The sequence below is a fragment of the Arthrobacter sp. 05L417 genome, from assembly GCF_056397865.1.
In genome coordinates this window covers 1-21,911 of the sequence record NZ_JBFTOG010000025.1, presented here as the reverse complement: position 1 = coordinate 21,911, position 21,911 = coordinate 1, and the positions used below count along the sequence as shown (strand labels likewise).

Below are 21,911 nucleotides of genomic sequence, written 5' to 3'. Positions count from 1 at the left end.
GTCAGGCACCCCCCGTTGATTCTTCACTCATGGTCTTGACCGCCCCGGCGGCCGCCTGGCCGCCCTCAAGGCCCTTCTGTGCAGCGAGGACGCCGACGCCAACCGGGCCGGCCGCCGCCGCTGCACCACCAGCTGCGGCTCCGCCGCCTCCGGCCGTGGCCGCTGCTCCGGTTCCCGCCCCTGTCGCGGCAGGTGCGGTTGCTGCGGATCCCTGGCCGGCCGTCTTGCCTGCCGTACCGGACGTTCCGGCGGTGCCCTGGCTCCCGGTCCCCGAAGGCCCTTGAGATCCAGGAGACTGATTCGATGTGCTGCCCGGAGTCGTGCTGGCCGATCCGCCGCCGCCCCTGCCCGCGCTGCCCATATGGATAGCGCCCGAAGCAAGCGCGCCGACAGCGCCTGCCGCCAGTCCGCCGCCACCGCCAACGACCGCCCCGACCATCGGTGTCACGAACCGCATGAGTGCAGGCATCGCGAACAGGGCAATGACCATCAGCGCCAGTCCCGTGACCGTTGTCAGGAGTGCAGAGCCGAAGTCCTTGCCGTCGCCACCGTTTCCGAAGATTTTGGTCCCGGTAAGCCGGAAGGCCGTCGCGTAGATAATGGCGGCAGCCGGCTTGTACAGGATGAATGCAATGAGCCAGGCCATGCACTTCTGGAACCAGCCCTTGCCGGCCTCAGTGTTGGTGAAGGCTGCGGCCGTGGGGAAGATCCCCGTCAGGACGACGAGCAGGCCACCACGGACGATCATGAGCACGATCTGCAGAACGGAAGCGAGAATCGCAATCAGTCCCAGGAGGATGATCATGATCGCCCCGACCGGGCTGGTGGCCGAGAGCTGCAGCATGGCCGTGATGTTGTCGTTGAACGATGTCCCGTTCGTGGAATTGTTGATGATCCACGCAGAAAACTGATCCGCAGCGACAGTCAGGAGTCCGACTGCGGCCACGCCGGCACCGGAAACGACAACGAGGGTCGCCAACGACCGTCCCAGATCCCGTAGCGGCGCGCCCCTGCGTTCGATGATCATCTTGGCCGCGCCCACGAGCACGGACAGGACGGCTAAAGCCGCCGTCCAGAAGTAAAGGCTGTTCTGCAGGAACAGCACCGGATCACTCGGAGCGCTCCCCCCAGGCGTCGCTGTCAGGTTCGGAGTGCCAACGTTCACCCAGAACGTTCCGAGCGTCTTGACCGTCTGTCCCACGGCATCGGCAATCGCCTCGGCCATGTTCTTGATTGCGTCATTCGCGACGTCCTGAAAAGCTTGACCAGCGTGGCAGGTAAGGCTGAAAGCATCCCATCCTTCGCAGGCCATCAGACACCGGACCACGGGACGAAGCCGGACAGATCCGAGATCTGTTCGCCGCCGGTACTGCCCGTAGCGGGGACAACAACTTTCCAGTCACCGCCGTACCACTCAAGCGGCACGGGAATGGAGACGAGCGCGCCGTTGCTGCCCTTGGCCGCAATAACAATCACAGTCCGGTCAGCGCTATAGGAACGGATCTGGTATCCAGCGATCTGAGCCGTCGGTCCCGACGTTTGCTGCGGTTCAGGCTGGCTTAGCAAGGCATCCCGGTCTGCGCTAGGAACGGCTAACTGCTCGAAAACAAGGCGAGCTTTGCCCGCACCAGATAGAACCGTGACGTTGGCGGCTGCGTACAGCGCACCTGTTGGTGAGTGCGCAAAGCACGACCGAAGGCCGTTCGGTTCCGTTTTTCCGGGGCCGAACTGTTTGGGTGATGTCGGGGCGGCGATCTTTCCGACCAGTTCCCACTGGGTGTCGGCCGGCGCGGTGGCCGGTTTGGACTGGTCACCGGCCGGGAGGCCACACACACTTGCAGCAGCTGTCTCGCTGGGCTGGGGACTGGCGGTGCCCGCTGTGGCGGTGCTTGGTTCCGGTGCCGCGGTTCCGCTGCCTTTTGGCACGAGGGCGAGGATGATGCCAAGCGCGACGATGATCGCCACGACAACGGCCGAGATGATGAACTTAGGTTTGGTCAGCGGATTCTGGTCTTCGTTCACGGTCGGTTCTGTCATGGCTCGCCCCCTCCTTAGACCAGGGCACCGACGATGCCGCCTGCGGAGGCTGCGAGGATGCAACCGCCCAGGACCCAGGCGAGGCGGCCGGCGTGCTCGCCGCCCTCGCCGCGACGGTTGTTGATCATCATCGTTCCTGCCGTGATCAGGATGCCTGCGACGGCTAGGCCGAACACGAGCCAGGCAACCCACTTGAGGATCGTCAGAAGACCTTCGGAGCCCGGAGGAGCTGTGCCGGTTCCCGGGTTCGGGATCTCGGTGATGACGAAGCTGGACCATTCCATGGCCTTGGAGAACAGCATTGGTTTTCCTCTTTCTACTTGGTCGAGTTAGGTGTTGGGGTTGCTGCGATGCGCACCTGATCAAGCACGGTGAGGGCTTCCTTGGGAAGCTCTTCGGGTGGCACGTCGTGGCCGAAGCGCCACGCCTCGATCCAGGGGGCGTGCCACAAATGAGGCACTCCCCCGCCGACGACTTTGGCGAACTCGCGGATCTCTTTCGGGAGCCGGCCGGGAGCGTCGGCCAGGACTACCAGGCCTGCGACCCGGATCCCGGGCACGGTGCCCGAGGCCCATTCGGTGGCGGCCAGCTGCGCAGCTCGCAGGCCCGCCACGTTGGAACGGGCCACGAGGACGACGGTGGAACCATGGGCGGTCAGCGGCCAGTGATGCTCGGCTGCCCTGGTGCGTTTGTCCAGGCGTGCGAGCGAGGTTTCGCCCGCGCCGCCGTGGACGCCGAGCCACCAGTAGTCCGGGGTGATTCCCGAGACGTTCCATCGAGGAAGCCGGTCGGCGTGGTCCGGCTGCGGAACGCTGAGCTGTGGCCTGGTTGCTCCGGTGGGAGCGGTTGATTGCGGCTCATCGGCCAGTGCGGTTGGTTCGGCAACGAGCGGGGCGGCGAAGCTTACCCACCTGTTTCTTGAGATCGACATTTAACATCCCCCTGTCATGTCCGCAATGATCGTATCCATAGCCACCGTCACCGAAGGACACCGAATGTATTCGATCATACGCAATAATACGCAATCATGCTGTATTATCTTCACATGTGGTGGGGAGACGCGCTGATGGACCGAAGATACGTCGAGGCCCTGTTTAGCGGATTTCCCGAGCGATTGACAGTCACACAGCTCTCCGAGGCGCTGAACCAGTCAAAGCAGACGACCTACAAATGGCTCCAGGCCGGCATTATCCCCGCCTACCAGCTGGACAAGACGTGGCTGATCTCACGGGATGAAGTCGCCGATTGGGTCTGGGAGAACCGGAACTCGCTTCGTGCAGGGCACACGCCCGAACCACACGAAGAGCCTGAGCTGACCGACGAGCCGGGCTAAGCCCGACAAATGTGAGGGGGACACATTTTGCAGCCCGCTAAGGGCGCACCGTTGCTGGTGGCGGGGGCACTGACGGCCCCTGTCGTTTTGGTGCTCTCGATCATCTTGTTCGGCGGCGGCTCCCAAGCCGCCGCCGACATCTGCGCACCGGCCGGCAGCAGCGTCAGCGTCGACGAGAGCAAGCTGCCCAAGGTGCCCGTGGCCGGCTACGCGGGCGAGCAGTTAAAGAACGCCGCCCTGGTCATCAATGCCGGCAAGGCCCTGGGCCTGTCCGCCAGAGGCCAGACCATCGGCGTGATGACCGCCATGGGAGAGTCCGGCCTGCGCGTCCTGGACCACGGCGATGGCCCAGGCCCCGATTCCCGGGGCCTGTTCCAGCAGCGCGACAACGGCGCGTGGGGGGCCTACCCGGACCGCATGAACCCCACCATCTCCGCCACGACCTTCTTCAAGGCCTTGGAGAAGGTCAGCGGCTGGGAACAGCTCGAACCCACCATGGCCGCGCACAGGGTCCAGCGGAACGCCGACCCCTACCACTACCAGGACTACTGGCCGGCGGCCGTCGACGTCGTGGCCGCGCTGGGCGACGTCAAGAGCACCGACGCCGGGGGGACAAGCTCCTGCGGCATCCCCGGGGAATCCGGCAAGGGCGATGACCTGCCGTGGCGCACGGCCCCGATCTACCAGCCCTCTCCCCTGGGCATGTACAACCGCGAATGCGTCGACTTCGCCCTCTGGCGCGTCAACCAGCAACTGGGCAGCACCAGCGCCCCCTACAAGGTCCTCAACGGCACCTTCCGGCCCGACGGCGCTCTGCTGGGCTCGGCCCTGACCTGGAAGGACGGCTGGGACGCCAAGGGCTGGCCCACCGGTAAGACACCGCGCGTCGGCGCAGTCGTCTGGTACGCCCCCGGCACGGGCGGCGCAGACGGCACCTACGGCCACGTCGGAATCGTCAAGGCCGTCAACGGCGACGGCAGTTATCTGGAAGAGGGCTACAACGGCAACCCGGCCCCGGACGACCACAGCTACTACACGCGCACGGTCCAGAACGGCACGCCCAGTGCCTTCCTGTACCTGCCTGGCAGCCAGTAACCGGAGGAATCATGAAACGCACCCTGACAGCCCTTGCCGCCGTACTCGTGTGCACGGCCTGCGCGCCCATGGCAAACACAGGAGGAGGCCCGGAAAACCAGCAGGTATCCACTTCCCCGGCAGTATCTGCACCGCCCTCGCTCAGCGCAGGCGGCAAGTCCCAGGCCCCCGGCGGCACCGCCCCTCCCACCCTGGGCATCGCCTGGGACGAGCCGAGCAAGAAGGCAGCACTGGACACCGCAACCAAAGCCATGACGCTCTATGCAAGGCCCACGATCCCGGAAAAGGTATGGATCCAGGAGCTGGGCCAGCTCCTAACCGCCCAAGCCGTTGCCGACTATCAGTACGTTGACCCGGCCAACATCCCGGTCAAGAAGATCACCGGCCCAGGCCAGTTGAAGATCGATGAAAGCAACGGCTTCGGCTGTCATGTAGTTTTCCCGACCGATGCCGGCGACTACGACGTGCAGCTCCTCCGCAGCGCGGCCGACAAGCCCTGGCAGGTCAACCGCTTCACACCCCCGAACGGCACCAAGTAAGGACAGATGATGGAAACCCAAGCACTCGACTTCCCCAAGATCGACGCCGTTCTGCGCGCCAACGGAACCGGTGAGGTTACGATCAACGGCACCTCCCACGCGATCCAGGCCGACGACGAGGCCGCCGTCCTCCGCGAGGCGCTGCGCCTCATCACCGACACCGCCGCCCAGCTCGGCCGGCCCGTCAAGGTGAGCACTACTGACCCGGACGGCCAGGGCCTCATCGTGGTCTCCCCCGAGGGCCTCGTCAGCGAAGCCTCCCAGGCCAAACCCAGCCCCCGGCGCCAGAAGAACCCAGAGCCGGCTGTGTCTGACCCAGCGCCCGTCCAGGCTCCGGCAGCGCCGGTCACATTCGGAGCTGCCGTGTCCCGCGTCCAAGAACCCGGGGACGCCGCCCCGGAGCCTGTCACTCGCCGCAGCCTCAAGGAGACTTCGTTCCTGGTCAGCGCGCCCGTGCTGGAGCCGGCGACGCGCGGCTGGCGCGGCGCTCTCACCAGACTGGGCTTCCGCATGGAACCCTCCCCCGAAGAACTGGCTGAGCGCGAGGATATCCGCACGGTGAGTCAACACTGGCCCGGGCCGCGCACCGTGGCCGTCGTCAACCGCAAGGGCGGGGCGAACAAGACGCCCACGGTCGTCATGCTCAGCGCAATCCTGGCCCGCTACAGCGGCGCCGCAACCGTCGCCTGGGACAACAACGAGAGCCAGGGAACCCTGGGCTGGCGCACCGAACAGGGCAGCCATGACAACAGCGTCCTTGACCTCATCGACTCATCCCAGACGCTACTCTCCCCCAGCACGAACGCCGCCGAGATCGCCCGGTTCGTCCACCACCAGACCTCGGATAAGTTCGACGTCCTGCGCTCGGACGAGAACGACGAGGGCGACCACGAAGTCACCGCCGAGGAAGTGGACATTGCCCACCAAGTGCTCACCCGCTACTACCGGCTGATCGTCATGGATTCCGGTAACACCGCCCGCTCCGCGAACTGGCGCCAGATGATCACCCACACCAACCAGCTCGTGGTCCCCGTGACCGCCATTGAAGACCGCGCCGAGGCCGCACGCCTGACCCTCCAGACGCTCGAATCCCGAGGCGGACACGACGCCGAGCTGGCCCGCAACGCCGTCGTGATCGTCTCCGAATCCACCGACGCCAAACGCAGCATGAGCGGAGACTCGCTCAAGCGAGCGAAGGACGAGGCCCGCAGGATCGCTGACGGCTTCGCCCCGCACGTGCGCGCCGTCGTCCGCATCCCCTACGACCCCGCCCTGGTCAACGGCCCAATCCGCTATGACGCCCTCCAGCCAGCCACCCGACGCGCCTGGCTCGCCGCAGCGGCCGCCGTCGCCAAAGGATTTTAGATGTGGCCAGAAACGACACACCGCGCCGTATGCCGAACCCTCGGCGTTTCAGAAACTAACGTGAGGGCTATGGCATTTCAGAAACGCGCACGCGGAGGGCGACCTTCCAAAGGGGACCGTCACGTTCTGACTACCCGGCTCCCCGTTGCAGACGCAGAAAAATTGTTCGCTGTCGCAGATCACCAAGGGCAGTCAGCTAGTGAGTTCATTGCTCATGCCGTTGCTGAAAAGCTCGCCTCCATTGATATCGCGACCGTTACCGGCCAGGGGGAACTGCCTATCGGGCGTATCGCCTCTTAAACGAAGAAGGCCCGCCTAACGGCGGGCCTTCGTATCAAGTTGTTCAAGCTCTACACCGCGTCTCCGGCAAGTTTCCCGGCGTAGGGCTCCCACAGTCACACCCTCTTTTCAGAAAGGTACTGCATGGGCTCTAGTGTACATGCGCGCGCTTTAAACGACAGTGAATCGCGGACCCATCCGCGGCTGCGTCGTGTCAACCGCGCCCGAGAGACGTCCTCGGATGTAGTTTTGTCAGCCGTCCCCAAAGGCAGCGTGAGGGCCGCACACGGACGCCAGACCATGGCAGCCCTGCTTCGGCACGAGAACTTCGCCGTGCGCAACCGCAATGGCCAGGCCACCATTGTGGCCGTGCTGCGCGCCCTGATCGAGCGCGCCGACTACGAGAGCATGACTTCCCGCCCAGGCTGGGAAGCCCTCATCGAGGCCACAGGAACCTCCAGAACAACCGTGGCGCGCGTCCTTCGCCTCCTAGCCGCCTGGGGCATTATCGGCCGCGTAGCGTCCGGCCGGCAGGCCAAGTACGCTGCCGTTGGCCCTGACGGCGAACGCATCAACGAAGCCGCCGTCTACGTTCTCTGCGCGCCGTCGCCGCTGGCGCTTGTGAACAAAGTTGGCACCCCTCCCGCCCTAGGCGGTTCTCACCTTAAAGAAAGAAAATTAACCCATACACGCGCGCAAGGAAAAAACTCCCAAAACGACGTGGCTCCGCCACGACTCATTCCCGCAGGCGCCGCAAGCGGCGCACCTCCCGCCCAGATGCCATGGCGCCCAGAACTGCTGTGGCCAGCTCACCGGACGCCAAAACGCCGAGACCAGCGTGTGGCCGCCGCGTCCGAGATCCGCTACCGGAGCTTTCCCCTGCGTTCCATGACGCCCAAGGACGTCGCCAGCTCATGCCGAGATTTCTTCCTGGCCGGCTGGACCGTCGCGGACGTCATTCACGCACTCGACTGGCGGCCTGACGGCACCCAGTGGCCGCACAGCGGCGCACCCGACACCAAAGACCCCTGGCGGATGCGCGGCTGGCTCAGACACCGCCTCAGCGCCTGGCGCACCGAAACAGGCGAAACACTCCGCTCCCGCGACCAGCAAGAAGCCGCCCGCATTGCCGCTCTCCGTCGCGAGCAGGAGGCGGAGCGCCGGCGGATGATGGAGCGCCAGGCCGAGCGCGCGGCCCGGCTGGACTCCGGCGACTCCCCCGCCAAGGTCACCGCTCTCGCGCAGATCCGCGCCATGTTCGACACTGGCAAACGGCAGCGCTCGGGCCGCCGCGCGGCAGAACAACCGGGTCGGGCGCACACCCAGGATGGGGTAGATAACCTCTAGCCAGCCCCTGGGCCACTTCGGGTCAGGAGTATATTTGGCCGCAACGCAGCCACAGTCAATGGAGATCCTGAATGAAAGCATCCGAAGCCCCACTCCTGGACCTTTTGTGGAAGGCGCACCAGTTCGAAATCCCCATCTACCAACGAACCTATTCGTGGACGTTAGATGAGTGCCGGACCCTTTGGGACGACGTCATCCGGGCGGGACAGAACGATGCGACAAACGTCCACTTCGTAGGCTCGGTCGTACACATCAGCAAAGGACAGTCGAATCTGACCAAGCAGGAACCGTTGCTCGTCATCGACGGTCAGCAACGCCTCACATCAGTCATCTTGATACTCAAGGCTTTGGCTGTGGCCCTGACAACCCGATCACTTGAAGACCGGGAGCCCCTTGACGGGTTCTCCCCAAATAAGATCACCAACAGATATCTGATTAACACCGACGAAGATGACACCCGTCGATATAAGCTCCTTCTCACGCAGACAGATAAAGACACCCTCATTTCGATTGTCGACGGAATCGACGTGCCCCGTGACCATTCGGTTCGGATCCGTGAAAATTACGAATGGTTCACCCAGGCCGTGGCCGGTTTCAATGCTAAAGGCGGGGACCTTGCCTCAGTATGCAAGGGGCTGGCCAAACTCATGGTCGTGGACATCGCACTTAGTCGAGACCAAGAAAACCCGCAGCTAATCTTTGAGTCGATGAACTCCACCGGCAAGGAACTAAGCCAGGCAGACCTCATCAGGAACTACGTACTCATGGGACTTCCCGCCAGGAGTCAGACGCGTCTTTACAACACCTACTGGCGACCCATGGAGATCGAGTTCGGACAGGCTGCTTACGTTGACCACTTCGATCCGTTCGTGCGGCACTATCTCACGGTCAAAACCGGGAGCATCCCCAAAGAGTCAGATATATATTCCGCCTTCAAGGAATACACCCGGCAGCTGGCAGGTCCCGATGTCGCAGCGACAGGCGAGGAGAATCTGGAGTTACTCCTCGTAGATCTGAAGAATTATTCCCACTACTATCGCAGCATTGCACTGAACCAGGACGAGAATCCGGCCCTGAATGCCGCTTTCAGGGACGTCAACGAGCTCAAATCCGACACGGCGTACCCGCTTTTCCTAGAGATGTACGACGACTACGCTACGGGGATCCTGACCCTGTCCGACCTTGTCCGTGGCGTGAGGCTGATCGAGTCCTATGTCTTCAGGCGCGCAGTCTGCAACGTCCCCACTAACTCGCTCAACAAGACATTCGCAACTGTGAGTAAATTCATTGACAAATCCCGCTACTTGGAAAGCCTGACGGCTCACTTGGTGAGCCTTAAAACCTACAAAAGGTTCCCTACCAACGACGAGTTCGAAGACGCCTTGGTCCATGGAGATGCTTACCACTTCCGACGTCGAAGCTACTTGCTTCGACGTCTGGAGAATTTCGACACTAAAGAACCGGCATCCGTCTCGAACTTCACCATCGAACATGTCATGCCGCAGAACCCGAACCTCTCCCAGGAGTGGCGAGCCGAGCTTGGAGATAACTGGGAAGATACGCATGCTCTGTGGCTGCATACCCTCGGCAACCTGACGCTCACAGGCTACAACTCCGAATACAGCGACAGATCGTTTCAGGACAAACTGACCATCAAAGGCGGATTCAGGGACAGCCCGCTCCGACTCAATCAGTCCGTTAAATCCGTTGCCGTCTGGGACGCAGACGCCATAAAAACCAGAGGCGAAGAGCTAACAAAGACAGCCCTTCTCATTTGGCCGCGCCCCCAATTAGATGAGGAAACCGCCGCCCAGTATGAGGTCCCCCGAGTCAGGGCTGAATACTCCATCGACGACTTTCCCGGGCTGCTGAGTGGTCCCCGCAGCCAAATGTACGCCGACCTGCGTAAGGAGATCCTCGCGCTCGATGAATCCGTCACCGAGGACTTCAAGAAGCACTACGTCAGCTTCAGCTCACTCGAATCATTCGTCGACATCATTCCTCTGGATCGTGAATTAACGATTCAAGCCAAGATGCCCATGGCGGAAGTCGAAGACCCTTCCGGCCTCTGCGAGGACATCAGCGACCGTGGACACTGGGGAACCGGAAACATCCGCTACCGATACAAGGACCCGGCGGACTTCCACTACGCCATGGGATTAATAAGGCAGGCCTACGAATGGCAGTCGGGGGCCGCTGGCCAGGACTAGCCATGTGACAGTCCTCAGCCATGCGCTGGGCCACACGGCGGACGGCCGAGAGCGGCCGCCCGCAGTGTTGATAGATTATTGTCCGCGACGGGATCGGCCCTCCGGCGGGGGAATCTTAGCTAGCCTCTCGCCCACATGGGCACAGGGGTTCCCGTAGCATCCGCCGAAAATCGGGCGGATATGGCTGGTTGCGGTAACCCGGCAGTTCAGTCGTGTCGGTTGTTCGGCTGTAGCGTGGCGAAGTCGGCGTGGGCCTGGTCGACGGCGTCGGGGTAGGCCTGGCGTTTTTCGTGTTCGGTGAGCGCCCGGTAGATGCTGGCCAGGCTGGGGTTGCGGCCTTTGCGTTTGCCGGTGGGGATGATCAGGTCGGGGCGGATATCCTGGACGGACTCGCCCTTCTCGCGGCGGCGCAGCACGGTGTGCAGCATGTCGTCGGTGATGACCGGTGGGCGTCCGCCGTGGTTCCCCTTGCGGGCGGCTGCGTTGAGGCCTTCGAGGGTGGCTTCGCGGATGTTCTCGCGTTCTGTTTCGGCCATCGCGGCGAAGAATGCGAACAGGACTCTCCCGGTGCCGGTCGGGTCGTAGATCCCGGTGAGCGGCCCGGCGAGCATTTCCAGGGCGATGCCGTGGGCGGTGAGGTGGTCAGCCAGGGCGGTCAGTTCGGCGGAATCGCGCCCGAGGCGTTTCATCTCGTAGACCGTGAAGATGACCCGGCAGTGCGGGGCGTGGGCCTTGATCTGGCGGGCTGCTTCCAGCGCGGCTTCGAACTTCGGGCGGACCCTCACGCGGGTGGAGATTTTCTCGGCGAAGATCTTTTCGCGCGGGATGCCGTGGGCGGCCAGCGCATCCAGCTGGGACTGGAGTTCCTGGGTCAGGTGGGAGCAGCGGGCGTAGCCGACGCGGATGTCCGCGCTCTGGGTGTCTGCGGGGATTGGTGCCGGCGGTGGGGTGCCCGGCCGCCACGGCTGGCCGGGTCCGCGGTCGGCCGGGGTCGGCACGCGCAGTTCCTTGGCCAGTCTGGGGACTTTGGTGAACCGGCCGGTGTGGTAGGTCGAGGCGACGGCTCCGGAGCGGGACCGGCACGGCGATCCGGGCTGGACTTCGCAGCGGGGGCACGAGTGTTGCTCGACCTCATCGGCGTCGGAGGCGGCGGCGGGTTCGGTTTCGCTCGACATCCCGAAATTCTCTCATAAACATTTCTCAGAAGTCAGTCACGCATTCTTTGAGTGAGAACGGGTTCTGAGAAGACTTCCGGCCTTCGCCGGTCAGCCGGGCCGACCATTCCCCGCTTTCTCAAAATCGGGCGTTTATGGAAGCTGTCCGCGGTCCGCTTCGCCGGGCCGCGATGCTTTTGCTTGGAGTAAAATGCCGGATCAATGGAGCAGAAACGCGCCTCTTTAGACATCTGATCCGCTACTTGTCACCTAATGACAGTCTAGGAGCCGGTGTAGTTGACCATACTTTGGCGGGCCACCGTCCGCCGCCCACCACATCGCCGACATGGAAAAGCGGTTGTCGGAGCTCCTCGGCGAGCAGGCTTACTCCCGAACCGGACTGGGTGCACCCCGCAACCACGCCGCCCTCGAGGAGCAGAACGAGATCCAAGAACTGCCCGGACAAGCTGCAAGATCAAGAGGAAGAACTAGGTGCCGCCCGGGAGGGCGAACCGCCACTGCATGGGTCAACTCAACAAGACGGCGGCAATCGATCGGTTCGATAGTCGCCGTGGCACGACCCAGCATGCGACCAGCCAAGACTGAACCGCCTCGCCCCGTCATGCCGCAGATGTGCGTCAAACGAGTTGCGACTGTGTCGTTTGCCGGGAAACATGCGGCGTGAAGGTGGCTACTCGTTTAGGTGGTTTAGGACTCTCCTGGAGCTGACTCGCCAGGTTTGTCGGGACGATCGAAGAGAACCAGGAACGTCCAAAACCCGAGAGCAGACAGGAATATTCCTAGCATTGTTGCGGACGAGCGCGAGATGAGAAAGTAGACTGCGTAGACGCTCGCGGCAAGAGCGGCAACTACAAAGACGAGATACCGCCACGGTCGTCTTGTCAGAGCATACGGGCGTTCTTCGCTGCGAGGTCGCACGAGTTGCCACGCGTTCACACACGTGATGATCCCGGGGAATAGCACCATGACCACTACATAGTCGCCCAGCGGATCAGTCCGTGCGGACACCAAGTTGGTGGCGATTCCCGCTAACGCCAAGACCACCATTGTTATGGCAAAGGTAACGCGCAGCGTGCGGTTGCCGCTAATGCTGGATGCAGCTTCAGTGGGACCCATTATGGGCTGCCCTTTCCATTCGTAGCACTTCGTTCATTGGGAAGTCTCGTCAAAACCCGCTGCGGCAAGCACCGCTACTCACGAATCCGAACAAGCCGTTAACGACGCTGAATACTCTCGACGCGAAGCCCAATGGGTACAGAAACCATGACATCGCACTGCCCCGGCAAGCGATAGTATTGCTCGGGTTGTTCGCGACCCATGAGTTAACGGATGAGAAATTGCCCTGATACGAATCCTGACATTGAACTCCGTAATCGGTGTAGTAACAGCCGGCGGCGAGCAAGCCCATCGGATCCGTGGAGTTGACCGGATTGGACCCACCATAGGCGTAAATGTTGGTTTCTTGCCATGAAGGATCGGTTTGGGTGAAGCGACCGCGAAAGGGGTTGTAGTAGCGGGCGTCGAATTTGATGCGTTGGGTTGATGGGTCGTAATAGCCTCCGGCGTATTGCCAGGGGTTGTTGGCTGCCGGCGCGCCTGTGCTCGTGGTGTTTCCCCAAGAGTCGTACGAATAGCCGGCCGCGGAGGCCTGGGTGTTGTCTGTGAGCAGGATGGTGGAGCCGAGCGCGTCGGTGGTGTAGTAGAAGCTTGCCCCGGTGCTGTCCCGCATGCTGATCAGGTTTCCTTGCGGGTCGCGGATGAACGACGTGGTTGCGCCGCTGGTGGTTTGTTGGGTGATCCCGAGTGTCCCGTTGAGGAGGCTGGTGGCTCCTGCGGCGGTGCGTTCGTCGTTGCGTGGTCCGGCGTAGGTGAAGTTGGTGGTCGTGCCGGAGTTGGTGTTGGCGGTGAACTGGTCAAAGACGTTGTACGTGCTGGTCGCGGTCCCTGCGGTGGTGGTGTTGCCGTTGGCGTCGTACGCATAGACCGCGGCGCCGGCAGGTGGTGCGGGGCAGCTTCCCGTGGCGGGGCCGGTCCAGCAGAGCTGGTCGGCGGCGTTGAACGCGGAGTAGACGGTGGGGGTGCCGGTTTTGGTGTCGATGGTCCGGTTGCCGTTCTTGTCGTAGCTCCAGGTTTCGGTGGTGGCGCCGGTGACGGCGGAGGTGAGGCGGTTCATGGCGTCGTAGCCGTAGGTGGTGGTGGCGCCGGTTTCGGTGGTGACGCTGGCGCGCAGTGAACCGTCCTTGCCGTCGGGCCTGGTGGTGTAAGTGTAATCCCGTTTGGCCAGGACGGTGCCGGTGCTGGTGGTGGCGGTGATGTTGGTGAGGCGTCCGGCCTTGTCGTAGCTGGTGCTGTTTTTCACCCCGGTCGGGTAGGTCGTGCTGGTGCGGCGGTTTTGTTTGTCGTAGCCGAAGCCGGTGCACTTGGTGGTGTTCGGGAAGGCCGGGGTTGCGGGACAGGATCCGCCGGGCTCGGCCAGGCTGATCAGCCGGTTCGCGGGATCGTATGCGTAGGTGACGGTGCCGGTCGGGTCGGTGTAGGTGAGAACGTTCGAGGCGCCGTCGTAGGTGAGAGTGGTGGTGGTCCCGCCGATGGTCTTGGCGGKAGGCCGGTTCTGGGCGTCCCAGGTGTAGGTGGTGGTGCCGGCGGCGTCGACACGGCTGGTGAGGTTCCCGTTCGCGTCGTAGGTGTAGCTCACGCAGGTGGCTGTGACGCAGATGGCGCCGTAGCGGATCTGGGTGAGCCGGTCGTTTCCGTCGTAGCTGTAGGTGGCGGTCTGGTTGTTGCCGTCGGTCATGGTGGCGATCCTCCCGGCTGCGTCAAAGGTTCTGGCGATGACGCCCAGCGGCGAAGGCCTGGTGACGGTGACGGGGTTGCCTGTGGTGTCGTATCCGTAGCTGGTGCTGTTGCCGTTGCCGTCCATGGACCGGCACACGGATCCCGGTTTCGCCCCGCAGTTCGTGCCAAGGGCATCGCCTTGGTAGAAGTTCTGCGGGGACCCGCCGAGGTTGGACGGGGTGGCGGCAATACTGGGGGCCGCGGTGTTGGCGTCGTAGCTGATGGTGGTGGCGTTGCCTTCGCTGTTGCTGGCTGTGCTTGGCCGGTAGTTCAGCAGCGGGTCTCCGGTCGCGGAGGGGTAGGTGAAGGACACGTCCCCGCCGGTTCCGGTGGCTCCGCCGAGTGGGGAGGTGATTTTGGTCAGGGAGTTGTTGGCGTTGTAGGTCGAGGTGGTGGAGTTGCCGGCCGCGTCGACGGTGGTGAGGCGGTTGTCGTGGCCATCGAAGGTTCCGGTGACGGCGTTGCCGTTCGGGTCGGTGACGGCGGTGACCTGCTTGGCCGTGTTGTAGGTGTAGGTGGCGGTTTTGCCGTTGGGGTCGGTCAGTGTCGAGGTGGTGCCGGAGGGGTAGGCGGGGGTGAAGATGCTTTGCGCTGCCGAGCCTGTGCCGTAGGTGATTTTCGAGACTCGGGTGCTGGTGTCGTATTCCAGGCTCGTGATCCCGGAGCGCCCGTCGGTGAGGGAGGTCAGTTTCCCTGCCGTGTTGTAGGCGAAGGTGGTGACCGCGCCGGTGGCGTCGGTGATTTTGCTTAGCTGGCCATGGGCTCCGGCGTATTCGAGGGTGATGGTCCGGTTCAGGGAGGTGTCGGTGATGGTGGAGGGCTGGTTGAGGTTGCGGGCATCGGTGTAGGCGTAGGTGATGGTCCTGCCCTGGGTGTCGGTGCTGGAGGTCAGCAGCCCGCCGGTGTGGGTGTAGGTGATGGTGTTCGGGTTGGTGGTGTTCGCGTCAAAGGACCGGGTCAGGGCGTAGTTGGCGCCGTCGTCGTCATAGACGTCGGTGATGCCGGTGTCGTTGAACCTGAGCCGGTATTCGTTGGCCGTGGGGTGTGTCAGGGATGCATTCAGGCCCGCCGGGATGGTCCAGGTGCTGCCGGAGGGGGTGAAGGTGTACCAGCCGCCATCGGGAGCGGTGTAGGTGACCTTGCCGGTCCCGCCGTCCACGCGCAGCGCGGCTTCGATCCGGCCCAGGCTCAGGGTGGGGCGGGCGTCGTTGAGGCTGTTGTACCGCCAAGCCAGGTTCAGGTCCTGGCCGATCCCGCGGATGTTCAAAAGCCGGCCGGTGAGGCTGGCGTTGCCCGTCGTGGGGTTCCACGCCAGGCTGCTGCCGTCGCTGAGCTGGTGGGTCACCATCGAAGCGGATCCGCGGGACCCGGACGCGGCGCCGTTGCTCCCGGTCGCGGGCGGCAACAGATGGGCGTTGGTGAACCAGCCCTGGGCGTCGATCACCGCATCCACCGGGTCCGAGCCGAGGTTTTTGACGTTGATTTTCCCGTCCACCGTGCCGGGTCTGACCACGATGACATTGGAGATGATGTCCGGCCCGACGGTGTAGTTGACCATGCTTTGGGCAGGTTCCGGCTCGTCCGAGGGCCAGACCCGCAGGTACCCGGAGGGTGTGTTGCTGTAGTTGATCGGGGTGACATTCATGACCACCCCGGCCAGATCCGTCGAGGCGGCGGGCAAACCGTTGACCCCGGCCACGGTCACCGAAAGGGTCCCGCCGGCCGGGATCCTCGCGCTCGTGCGGGTGTCCAGCAGACGGGTGGCCAGGGAATGGTAGGAACTGTCGCTGACCTGCCCGTCGAAGTAACCTTCCACGTCGATGACGACATTGACCGGATACGTGTTCCACGCCAGGCGGAAGCTGACCTGTCCGGCCGCGTTCAGGTCAAGGGTCGCCCCTACCCCGGTGGTCTGCTTGCCCCGGTAGTGCAGTGGTGTCCCCGGGTCGGTGCCACCTGCCGGGAAGGGGTACAGGGCCGGGTTGCCGGTTTCCGGGTCGGTGCTGATCAGGATGACATTGGCGAACACCGCCCCGGCGGTGTCCGGGATCCCCGCAATGTTCTTCAAGGTCACGGTCTTCACGTCCCCGGTGGCCCAGGTCCCGGCCGCGATGCCCGTGCCGTTGCGCGTGTCCACCAGACGTGCCGTGGGGATCGGCACATACCCGCCCGGCGCCGGCGTGGACCCCGAGGTGAAGTAACCCTGGACTTCGATGACGTACTGCTGGGACACCGAGGAGCGCAGGGCGATCATCCCGTCCGTGCCGACCGGAACGATCGAGGTGTTCGAGACGGTGTCGCCGGTGCCGGCGAACAGGTTGGTGGTCTGCGTGTCCGGCCGTTCGGTGTTGGAAGCCAGCTGCGACCAGCTGTCCGCCGGAGCCGACACGACGGTCAGCGACACCACGACCGATCCGACGCCCGTGTTGGGGATCCCGACCCTGCCGGTGACCTGGATCGCCGTCCAGGTGTTCACCGGCAGGGGCCCGGTCACCCCGCCCGTGCCGTCCCGGGTGTCGACCAGGCGTCCCTGCATCGGCACGAACACGCCGGCCTGGGTCGGACCGGGATCGGTCATCGGCACCGATGCCGGTGCCGCCACTACCTTGGTGGGTGCTGCGGCCGGAGCGGCCGAGGACGGTGCGGCGAAGGCGGGGGCGCTGAGCCCGTAGAGGGAAACAGCGGCAGCGACCAGTGCGGCAATAAGGATCCTGAAGGTCAGGAAAACGGCGGAAACCGGCTGGGTGTCAGATGGTTTGTGTAGGAGTTCCGGTCCCCGGTTGATTGGAGAACACTGTGACCATGACTGATGCCAATGAAGAGCTCAGCGCCGAGCTCGCCGCCAAGGTCGCCGCTGCGGGCGGCATGGAACAGCTACGGGAGTCGGGCGCGTTCGAGGAGCTGATGGAGCAGATCGACTCCGGTGAACTGCAAATCGATGGCAAGAACGGTTTCCTGAACCAGATGATCAAGGCCGTTCTGGAACGAGGGCTCAAGGCCGAGCTTTCCGGGCACCTGGGCTACGAGAAAGGGGATTCGGCTTCCCGGGTGCTGCCGAATTCACGCAATGGCTCCTATCCCAAGACGCTGGCCAGCCAGGTCGGAGATGTCGAGCTGGCCGTCCCGCGGGACCGGAACGGAACGTTCACCCCGCAGCTGGTGCCCAAGGGTTCCCGCCGCACCGGAGGCCTGGATGAGATGATCGTCAGCCTCTACGCCGGGGGCATGACCATCCGCGACATCCAGCACCATCTGGAGTCCACGATCGGGACCGAACTCTCGCACGAGACGATCTCCAAAATCACCGACGACGTGCTCGATGAAGTACTGCTCTGGCAGCGCCGACCCCTTGACCCGATCTATCCGATCCTCTATCTGGACGCGATCGTGGTCAAAATCCGCGACGGGGCGCAAGTGCGCAACAAGGCCGCGCACATCGCCGTGGGCGTTGACATGGAAGGCATCAAGCACGTGCTCGGCATCTGGGTCGAGGCCACCGAAGGAGCGAAATTCTGGGCCGGCGTCTGCGCCGAACTGGCCAACCGCGGAGTCAAAGACGTGCTCATCGTCTGCTGCGACGGCCTGACAGGCTTCCCCGAAGCGGTGGGAGCGACCTGGCCCCTGGCAACCGTGCAAACCTGCGTGGTGCACCTGATCCGGGCCTCGCTGCGCTTCATCGGCTACCAGGACCGCAAAACGGTCGCAGCAGCCCTCAAACCGATCTACACCGCATCCTCCGCGGAAGCGGCCGAGACCGCGATGGAGGAGTTCGCCGCCTCGCCGCTGGGCCTCAAATACCGGGCCACGGTCAACACCTGGCGCAACAGCTGGGAAAAGTTCATCCCGTTCCTGGCCTTCCCGCCACCGCTGCGCCGGATCATCTACACCACCAACGCGATCGAGTCCCTGAACTACCAGCTGCGCAAAATCATCAAGAACCGCGGGCATTTCCCCAACGACACCGCTGCCGTCAAACTACTCTGGCTGGCCATCTGCAACATCGAGGACAAACGCGCCAGCGAACGCGCAAAGCTCCACGGCAAGACCCGCGACAGCCGGCACAAATCCATCCACATCCTCATCGAAGGATCCCAAAGCCAAGGCTGGAACGAAGCCCTCGGCGTGCTCGCCCTGACCTACCCCGAACGACTAGCACCATACCTGGCCTAAACAAACCACCGGCCTCTTACACAAACATCTTGACAAGCTCGAAACCGGCTGGAAAAAGGCAGGCTCGCGCCGGCTCCGGACAATAGTCATCCCCACAAGACTTTCTACGAAACAGGCGCGAGGCGTTTCATCAACGAAAGCCCGGAACCTCGAGACCAATGATGGGTTGAGGCTAGGTAGTTAGCCAAACAGATGCAAGCTTTTCATTCATGACAAAAACGTAAAGTCGCCCAACAAAACTTGTCTTCGACGCAGAAACCCGCAAAACCCATTGTCGGAAACGGATTCCGTAGCGCCGCCCCGGGGACCGGCGAGCTGGAACGAGGAGTGTCCGGCCAGTGGGTCTTCGCCGTCGCCACAGTTGCCGTCACTGGTGCAGTAAGTGGCTTACTGGCCGGGAAAACAGAATTCAGAGCTTGTTTCAGAACAGCGTGTCGCGCACCCGCAAAGGCCGGTAACCGGTGGGTCCGAGTTGCGCCAGCTCACCTTCGATGTCGACGTCGATGGATCCGAAGAAGTTGATGTTCTCGCTGTGCGCCGGGGAGATGTGGGCCAGCACTTCGTCGTCGATGCGCCGCCCGGTGGTGCGCATCGATTCGACGGCCAGTCCGTAGTACTCCGTGGTCCACGCGACCACGGCGTTGGTAACCAGGGTCAGACACCACGCCTGCTCGGTCTGTTGCTCCAGATGCCGGGTGCGGACGGCGCCCTCGTGTGCGTAGAGCAGGTCCCGTTTGAGTGCGTGCAGGGACTCTCCTTTGTTCAACTGCCGGGAGATCTTGCGCCGGTAGGCGGGGTTGGCCAGGTAGCGGGCGGCGTAGATGGTGCGGCGCAGGGCCCCGTACTCCTTCAGGGCCGCCGCGAGTGCGTTCTGCCTGCCCGAGGCGGAGAGTTTTCCGACCAGCAGGGACGCGGTGGCGTGCCCGAATTTCAGCGATCCGGCCAGCCGGAGCAGGTCGTCGTAGTGCTCGGCGATCAGGCCGCTGTTCAGCTTCCGTGTCAGTAGCGGCCCGGCGTTTGGGTAGTCGGCCTCGACCTGCGCGCGGGACCCCGTGCGGTTCAGGGTGATCTTGCCCAGGTCCCTAATGCGCGGCGAGAGCTGGAGTCCAAGCAGGTCGAACAGGGCGAAGTTGACCAGCGTCACCCCATGCGTGTCCGTCGCGTGCTCGGTGATGGGAATGTCGGTCGCGTTCCCCAGAATTTCGTCGAGGACGTAATGGGCTTCGCGTTTCGTGGCAACGATGACTTTCGTGCCGTAGGTGGTGTGCTGGTCGGTCACGTGCGTGTAGGTCGAGAGCCCTTCGTCCGCGAAATACCTGCTCAGGGCCCTGGCCGTGATGGACTTGCCGCGGGTCGGGAAGCGCTGGCCGTCCGAGGAGGACAAGGTGCCCGTGCCGAACACCGGAGCCAGCGGCAGCCGTTGATGGTAGTCAATGAGCGCCAGGTTCGCCGCACGCAGCGTCTCCTCCCGCACGTACCACTCTGCAGTCCAAGCCAACACGTCGTAGGAGATCCCACACGCATCAGCCATCCGGGTCAGTCCAAGGTTGGTGGAGTGGCTGATCAGCACCGCGATCAGGTTCCGCTTCAGTTCCGGACTGCGTGCCTGCTTGCCCCCTGCATGGGTGAAGCAGTCCAGGTAGCCCGTGCGCTTGTCCAACTCGATCAGCAACGACACGATCGGCGCGAACGGCAGCATCTCGGTCAGCTCCGCCTTCAACGCCGACGCCTCGGCCGGCACGTCCTCGGCTGACAGCGGTGAGATCACCAGATCACCGTCCTGGTCCAGGCGCACGGGTCCGTCGCCGGCGGCCAGGACCGCCTCGAGCTCCCCGAGCGCCTCGCCCAGTTCGTCCTCCGCGGCGGCCAGCACACGGTCGGGGTCCGCGGGCTTACCGACCAGCTGGCAGAACTCTGCGCGCTGCAATCCCCACTTCTCCGGGGTGAGCAGGTAGGCGGCCGGGTCGGAATAGCGACGTGAGCCCGGCACGAACACATCCCCGGTGCGCAGCCCGTCCCGCAGGGCCAACAGGGTGCACAACTCCCAGTAGTGCCGGTAGGCGCTGGTGTTGCCGGACGTCGCCGCTGTCTCCAGATAGCCGCGCCACCGCGCCGGCACGAACCCGGTCGGCGCACCGGCCGGGACGCGGCGGGCACCGGTGGCGTTGAGACCGCGCAGGATCTCCACAGCGTCCAGCAGCCCGGCAGCGGCGGTGCCGCCGGCGAACGTCACCGCGGCGAGGACCTGCGGGGTGAATTGCCGCAGGTACCCGTAGGAGCCGTCCAAGGCCGCGAGGTGCCCGTGATCACGCGGCAACCGCGGGCCAGCCTGCGCCACCGCGGACCGCAGGCGTGCCCATCCGATCCGGTCACCACGAATCAACCCTCCGACATGCTCGTCGGGCACCGCCGGGTCGGTGATGATGGCCAGAAGGTCATCCAGCAGCGCCTGCCGGTCTTCCCCGGCCTTGCCCCGTTCGGCAAGCGCGTCGCGCATCGTGCGCCCGGCCTTGCTCTCTCTGGCCGAGATCGCCTGGTCAAACAGTTGCACGACCTCATCGAGTACATCGGTCGCTGACTGTGCCAGCACCGTAAGCAGGATCGGGTAGCGGCGCTGCGGATCGCGTCGCTCCAACGCCTGCGCGGTCAGCCGGCGCCCGACCGTGGCCAGGAACCGGCGCCGCTCGGCGGGCAGCACCGACAAGTCCAAGGTGTCTGCGCCCAAGTCGCGCAAGAATTCCAGCTTGGCGACCTCAGCTTTCACCGCTGCCGGGGACGCCTCGACAGGGCCTGTCGAGAGCCAGCGCAACCGGGTCATGCCGATCGCAGGGTCGGTGACCAGTAGCGCGTCCAACGCGGCGCACCGGGCGTCCGTAAACTCGCGCGCCAGCCGGTCGAACGTCTCCCGCTGCGCCTCCGCGCGAGCATGCCCGACCCGCTCGACCACGGCCACCGGCCCGGGCCGGAGCACCCGGGCCGAGATCAGGTACTCGCACGCCAGCCGGAACAACAACGTGGGCGAGTCATGCTCCAACGCCCGAGCCAGCAAGAACTCGTCCAGTTCCTTGAGCTCCATCGTCGTCGGCAACCGCCAGCCAAGATACTTTGCCACCAACCGCAAATGCTCGGTCCGGGTCTTCGCCCGCCGCCCATAGAGCCGCAATTCGTCCGGGTCGACACCGAGCTGCTCAGCCAGCCGCGCCACCGCAACCGGCGGCGCGGAAGCCACCCTGTCCGGAACGAACCCCAGCCACGGCAATGTGCATAGCGCTACTGCCAGGCCGAGCCGGTCGGCCGGGCCACGCCCGCGGCCGGGATCCACGAACGCCACATCCGCCGGAGTCAGGGTGAAGAACCGGTACAGCTCGTCCCTGCCGATCTCCGGGAACCCCCGAAGCCGATCCAGCTCTTCATCCGAGAACACCTGAGTAGCCAAGAACGACCTCCACCAAGCCGACAAATTCCCAGCTCAGAAGCCTACCGGAGCCATATCCGCCCGTTTTTCGGCGGATACTACCGCGACCCC

Annotated in this window: 14 protein-coding genes; 7 read left to right on the top strand and 7 right to left on the bottom strand. The window is 64.0% G+C overall.

What is annotated here, in order from left to right:
* Position 1: 1 nt before the first annotated feature.
* Genes AC1DJW_RS17050 through AC1DJW_RS17035 form a run of 4 tightly spaced genes read right to left on the bottom strand, consistent with a single transcriptional unit; the run spans position 2 to position 2,968 of the window.
* Positions 2-1,312, bottom strand: coding sequence for a TrbL/VirB6 family protein (locus AC1DJW_RS17050; protein ID WP_476901925.1), 1,311 nt, complete (start codon positions 1,310-1,312; stop codon positions 2-4).
* Positions 1,312-2,037 carry a DUF8175 domain-containg protein gene (locus tag AC1DJW_RS17045; protein ID WP_476901924.1) on the bottom strand — a complete coding sequence of 242 codons (726 nt, stop codon included), beginning with the start codon at positions 2,035-2,037 and terminating at the stop codon, positions 1,312-1,314. Before AC1DJW_RS17045 ends, AC1DJW_RS17050 begins: the two co-directional genes overlap by 1 nt.
* Before the next feature lie 14 nt (positions 2,038-2,051).
* Complete coding sequence (locus AC1DJW_RS17040; RefSeq protein WP_476901923.1) at positions 2,052-2,339, bottom strand: hypothetical protein; 288 nt, start codon at positions 2,337-2,339, stop codon at positions 2,052-2,054.
* Between the two features lie 14 nt (positions 2,340-2,353).
* Positions 2,354-2,968 (bottom strand): DUF6668 family protein, encoded by a 615-nt coding sequence (locus tag AC1DJW_RS17035; protein WP_476901922.1) that lies wholly within the window; start codon positions 2,966-2,968, stop codon positions 2,354-2,356.
* 96 nt (positions 2,969-3,064) lie between these two features.
* On the opposite strand from AC1DJW_RS17035, the gene AC1DJW_RS17030 reads away from it, so the two are divergent.
* From AC1DJW_RS17030 to AC1DJW_RS17005, 6 genes are all read left to right on the top strand, one after another.
* A complete protein-coding gene (locus tag AC1DJW_RS17030) occupies positions 3,065-3,370 on the top strand; it encodes a helix-turn-helix domain-containing protein (protein WP_476901921.1) in 306 nt (101 codons plus the stop codon).
* A gap of 27 nt (positions 3,371-3,397) precedes the next feature.
* Positions 3,398-4,465 carry a CHAP domain-containing protein gene (locus AC1DJW_RS17025; RefSeq protein WP_476901920.1) on the top strand — a complete coding sequence of 356 codons (1,068 nt, stop codon included), beginning with the start codon at positions 3,398-3,400 and terminating at the stop codon, positions 4,463-4,465.
* Positions 4,466-4,476: 11 nt separating this feature from the next.
* The gene (locus tag AC1DJW_RS17020) at positions 4,477-5,004 is read left to right on the top strand and encodes a hypothetical protein (protein WP_476901919.1); all 528 of its coding nucleotides are present in this window, start codon (positions 4,477-4,479) and stop codon (positions 5,002-5,004) included.
* 6 nt (positions 5,005-5,010) lie between these two features.
* Entirely contained in the window at positions 5,011-6,369 is a 1,359-nt protein-coding gene (locus AC1DJW_RS17015) for a MinD/ParA family ATP-binding protein (RefSeq protein ID WP_476901918.1), read from the top strand.
* 552 nt (positions 6,370-6,921) lie between these two features.
* Positions 6,922-7,995, top strand: coding sequence for a hypothetical protein (locus AC1DJW_RS17010; RefSeq protein WP_476901917.1), 1,074 nt, complete (start codon positions 6,922-6,924; stop codon positions 7,993-7,995).
* A gap of 71 nt (positions 7,996-8,066) precedes the next feature.
* Positions 8,067-10,205 carry a GmrSD restriction endonuclease domain-containing protein gene (locus AC1DJW_RS17005; RefSeq protein ID WP_476901916.1) on the top strand — a complete coding sequence of 713 codons (2,139 nt, stop codon included), beginning with the start codon at positions 8,067-8,069 and terminating at the stop codon, positions 10,203-10,205.
* A gap of 206 nt (positions 10,206-10,411) precedes the next feature.
* Here the strand turns inward: AC1DJW_RS17005 and AC1DJW_RS17000 are convergent, their stop codons facing one another.
* A complete protein-coding gene (locus AC1DJW_RS17000; RefSeq protein ID WP_476901915.1) occupies positions 10,412-11,380 on the bottom strand; it encodes a recombinase family protein in 969 nt (322 codons plus the stop codon).
* Between the two features lie 1,165 nt (positions 11,381-12,545).
* Complete coding sequence (locus tag AC1DJW_RS16995; protein WP_476901914.1) at positions 12,546-16,793, bottom strand: RHS repeat domain-containing protein; 4,248 nt, start codon at positions 16,791-16,793, stop codon at positions 12,546-12,548.
* Positions 16,794-17,080: 287 nt separating this feature from the next.
* Between AC1DJW_RS16995 and AC1DJW_RS16990 the strand changes: the two genes are divergently transcribed.
* Positions 17,081-18,385, top strand: a complete 1,305-nt coding sequence (locus tag AC1DJW_RS16990) for an IS256 family transposase (RefSeq protein ID WP_476901991.1) — start codon at positions 17,081-17,083, stop codon at positions 18,383-18,385.
* A 421-nt stretch (positions 18,386-18,806) separates the two neighbouring features.
* On the opposite strand, the gene AC1DJW_RS16985 is transcribed toward AC1DJW_RS16990, so the two are convergent.
* Complete coding sequence (locus AC1DJW_RS16985) at positions 18,807-21,821, bottom strand: Tn3 family transposase (RefSeq protein ID WP_476901913.1); 3,015 nt, start codon at positions 21,819-21,821, stop codon at positions 18,807-18,809.
* Positions 21,822-21,911 lie beyond the last annotated feature (90 nt).

Coding starts and splice junctions, on each gene's coding strand:
- AC1DJW_RS17050 (WP_476901925.1), bottom strand. CDS start 1,312: ATGGCCTGCGAAGGATGGGATGCTTTCAGCCTTACCTGCCACGCTGGT.
- AC1DJW_RS17045 (WP_476901924.1), bottom strand. CDS start 2,037: ATGACAGAACCGACCGTGAACGAAGACCAGAATCCGCTGACCAAACCT.
- AC1DJW_RS17040 (WP_476901923.1), bottom strand. CDS start 2,339: ATGCTGTTCTCCAAGGCCATGGAATGGTCCAGCTTCGTCATCACCGAG.
- AC1DJW_RS17035 (WP_476901922.1), bottom strand. CDS start 2,968: ATGTCGATCTCAAGAAACAGGTGGGTAAGCTTCGCCGCCCCGCTCGTT.
- AC1DJW_RS17030 (WP_476901921.1), top strand. CDS start 3,065: ATGCTGTATTATCTTCACATGTGGTGGGGAGACGCGCTGATGGACCGA.
- AC1DJW_RS17020 (WP_476901919.1), top strand. CDS start 4,477: ATGAAACGCACCCTGACAGCCCTTGCCGCCGTACTCGTGTGCACGGCC.
- AC1DJW_RS17015 (WP_476901918.1), top strand. CDS start 5,011: ATGATGGAAACCCAAGCACTCGACTTCCCCAAGATCGACGCCGTTCTG.
- AC1DJW_RS17005 (WP_476901916.1), top strand. CDS start 8,067: ATGAAAGCATCCGAAGCCCCACTCCTGGACCTTTTGTGGAAGGCGCAC.
- AC1DJW_RS17000 (WP_476901915.1), bottom strand. CDS start 11,380: ATGTCGAGCGAAACCGAACCCGCCGCCGCCTCCGACGCCGATGAGGTC.
- AC1DJW_RS16990 (WP_476901991.1), top strand. CDS start 17,081: ATGGAACAGCTACGGGAGTCGGGCGCGTTCGAGGAGCTGATGGAGCAG.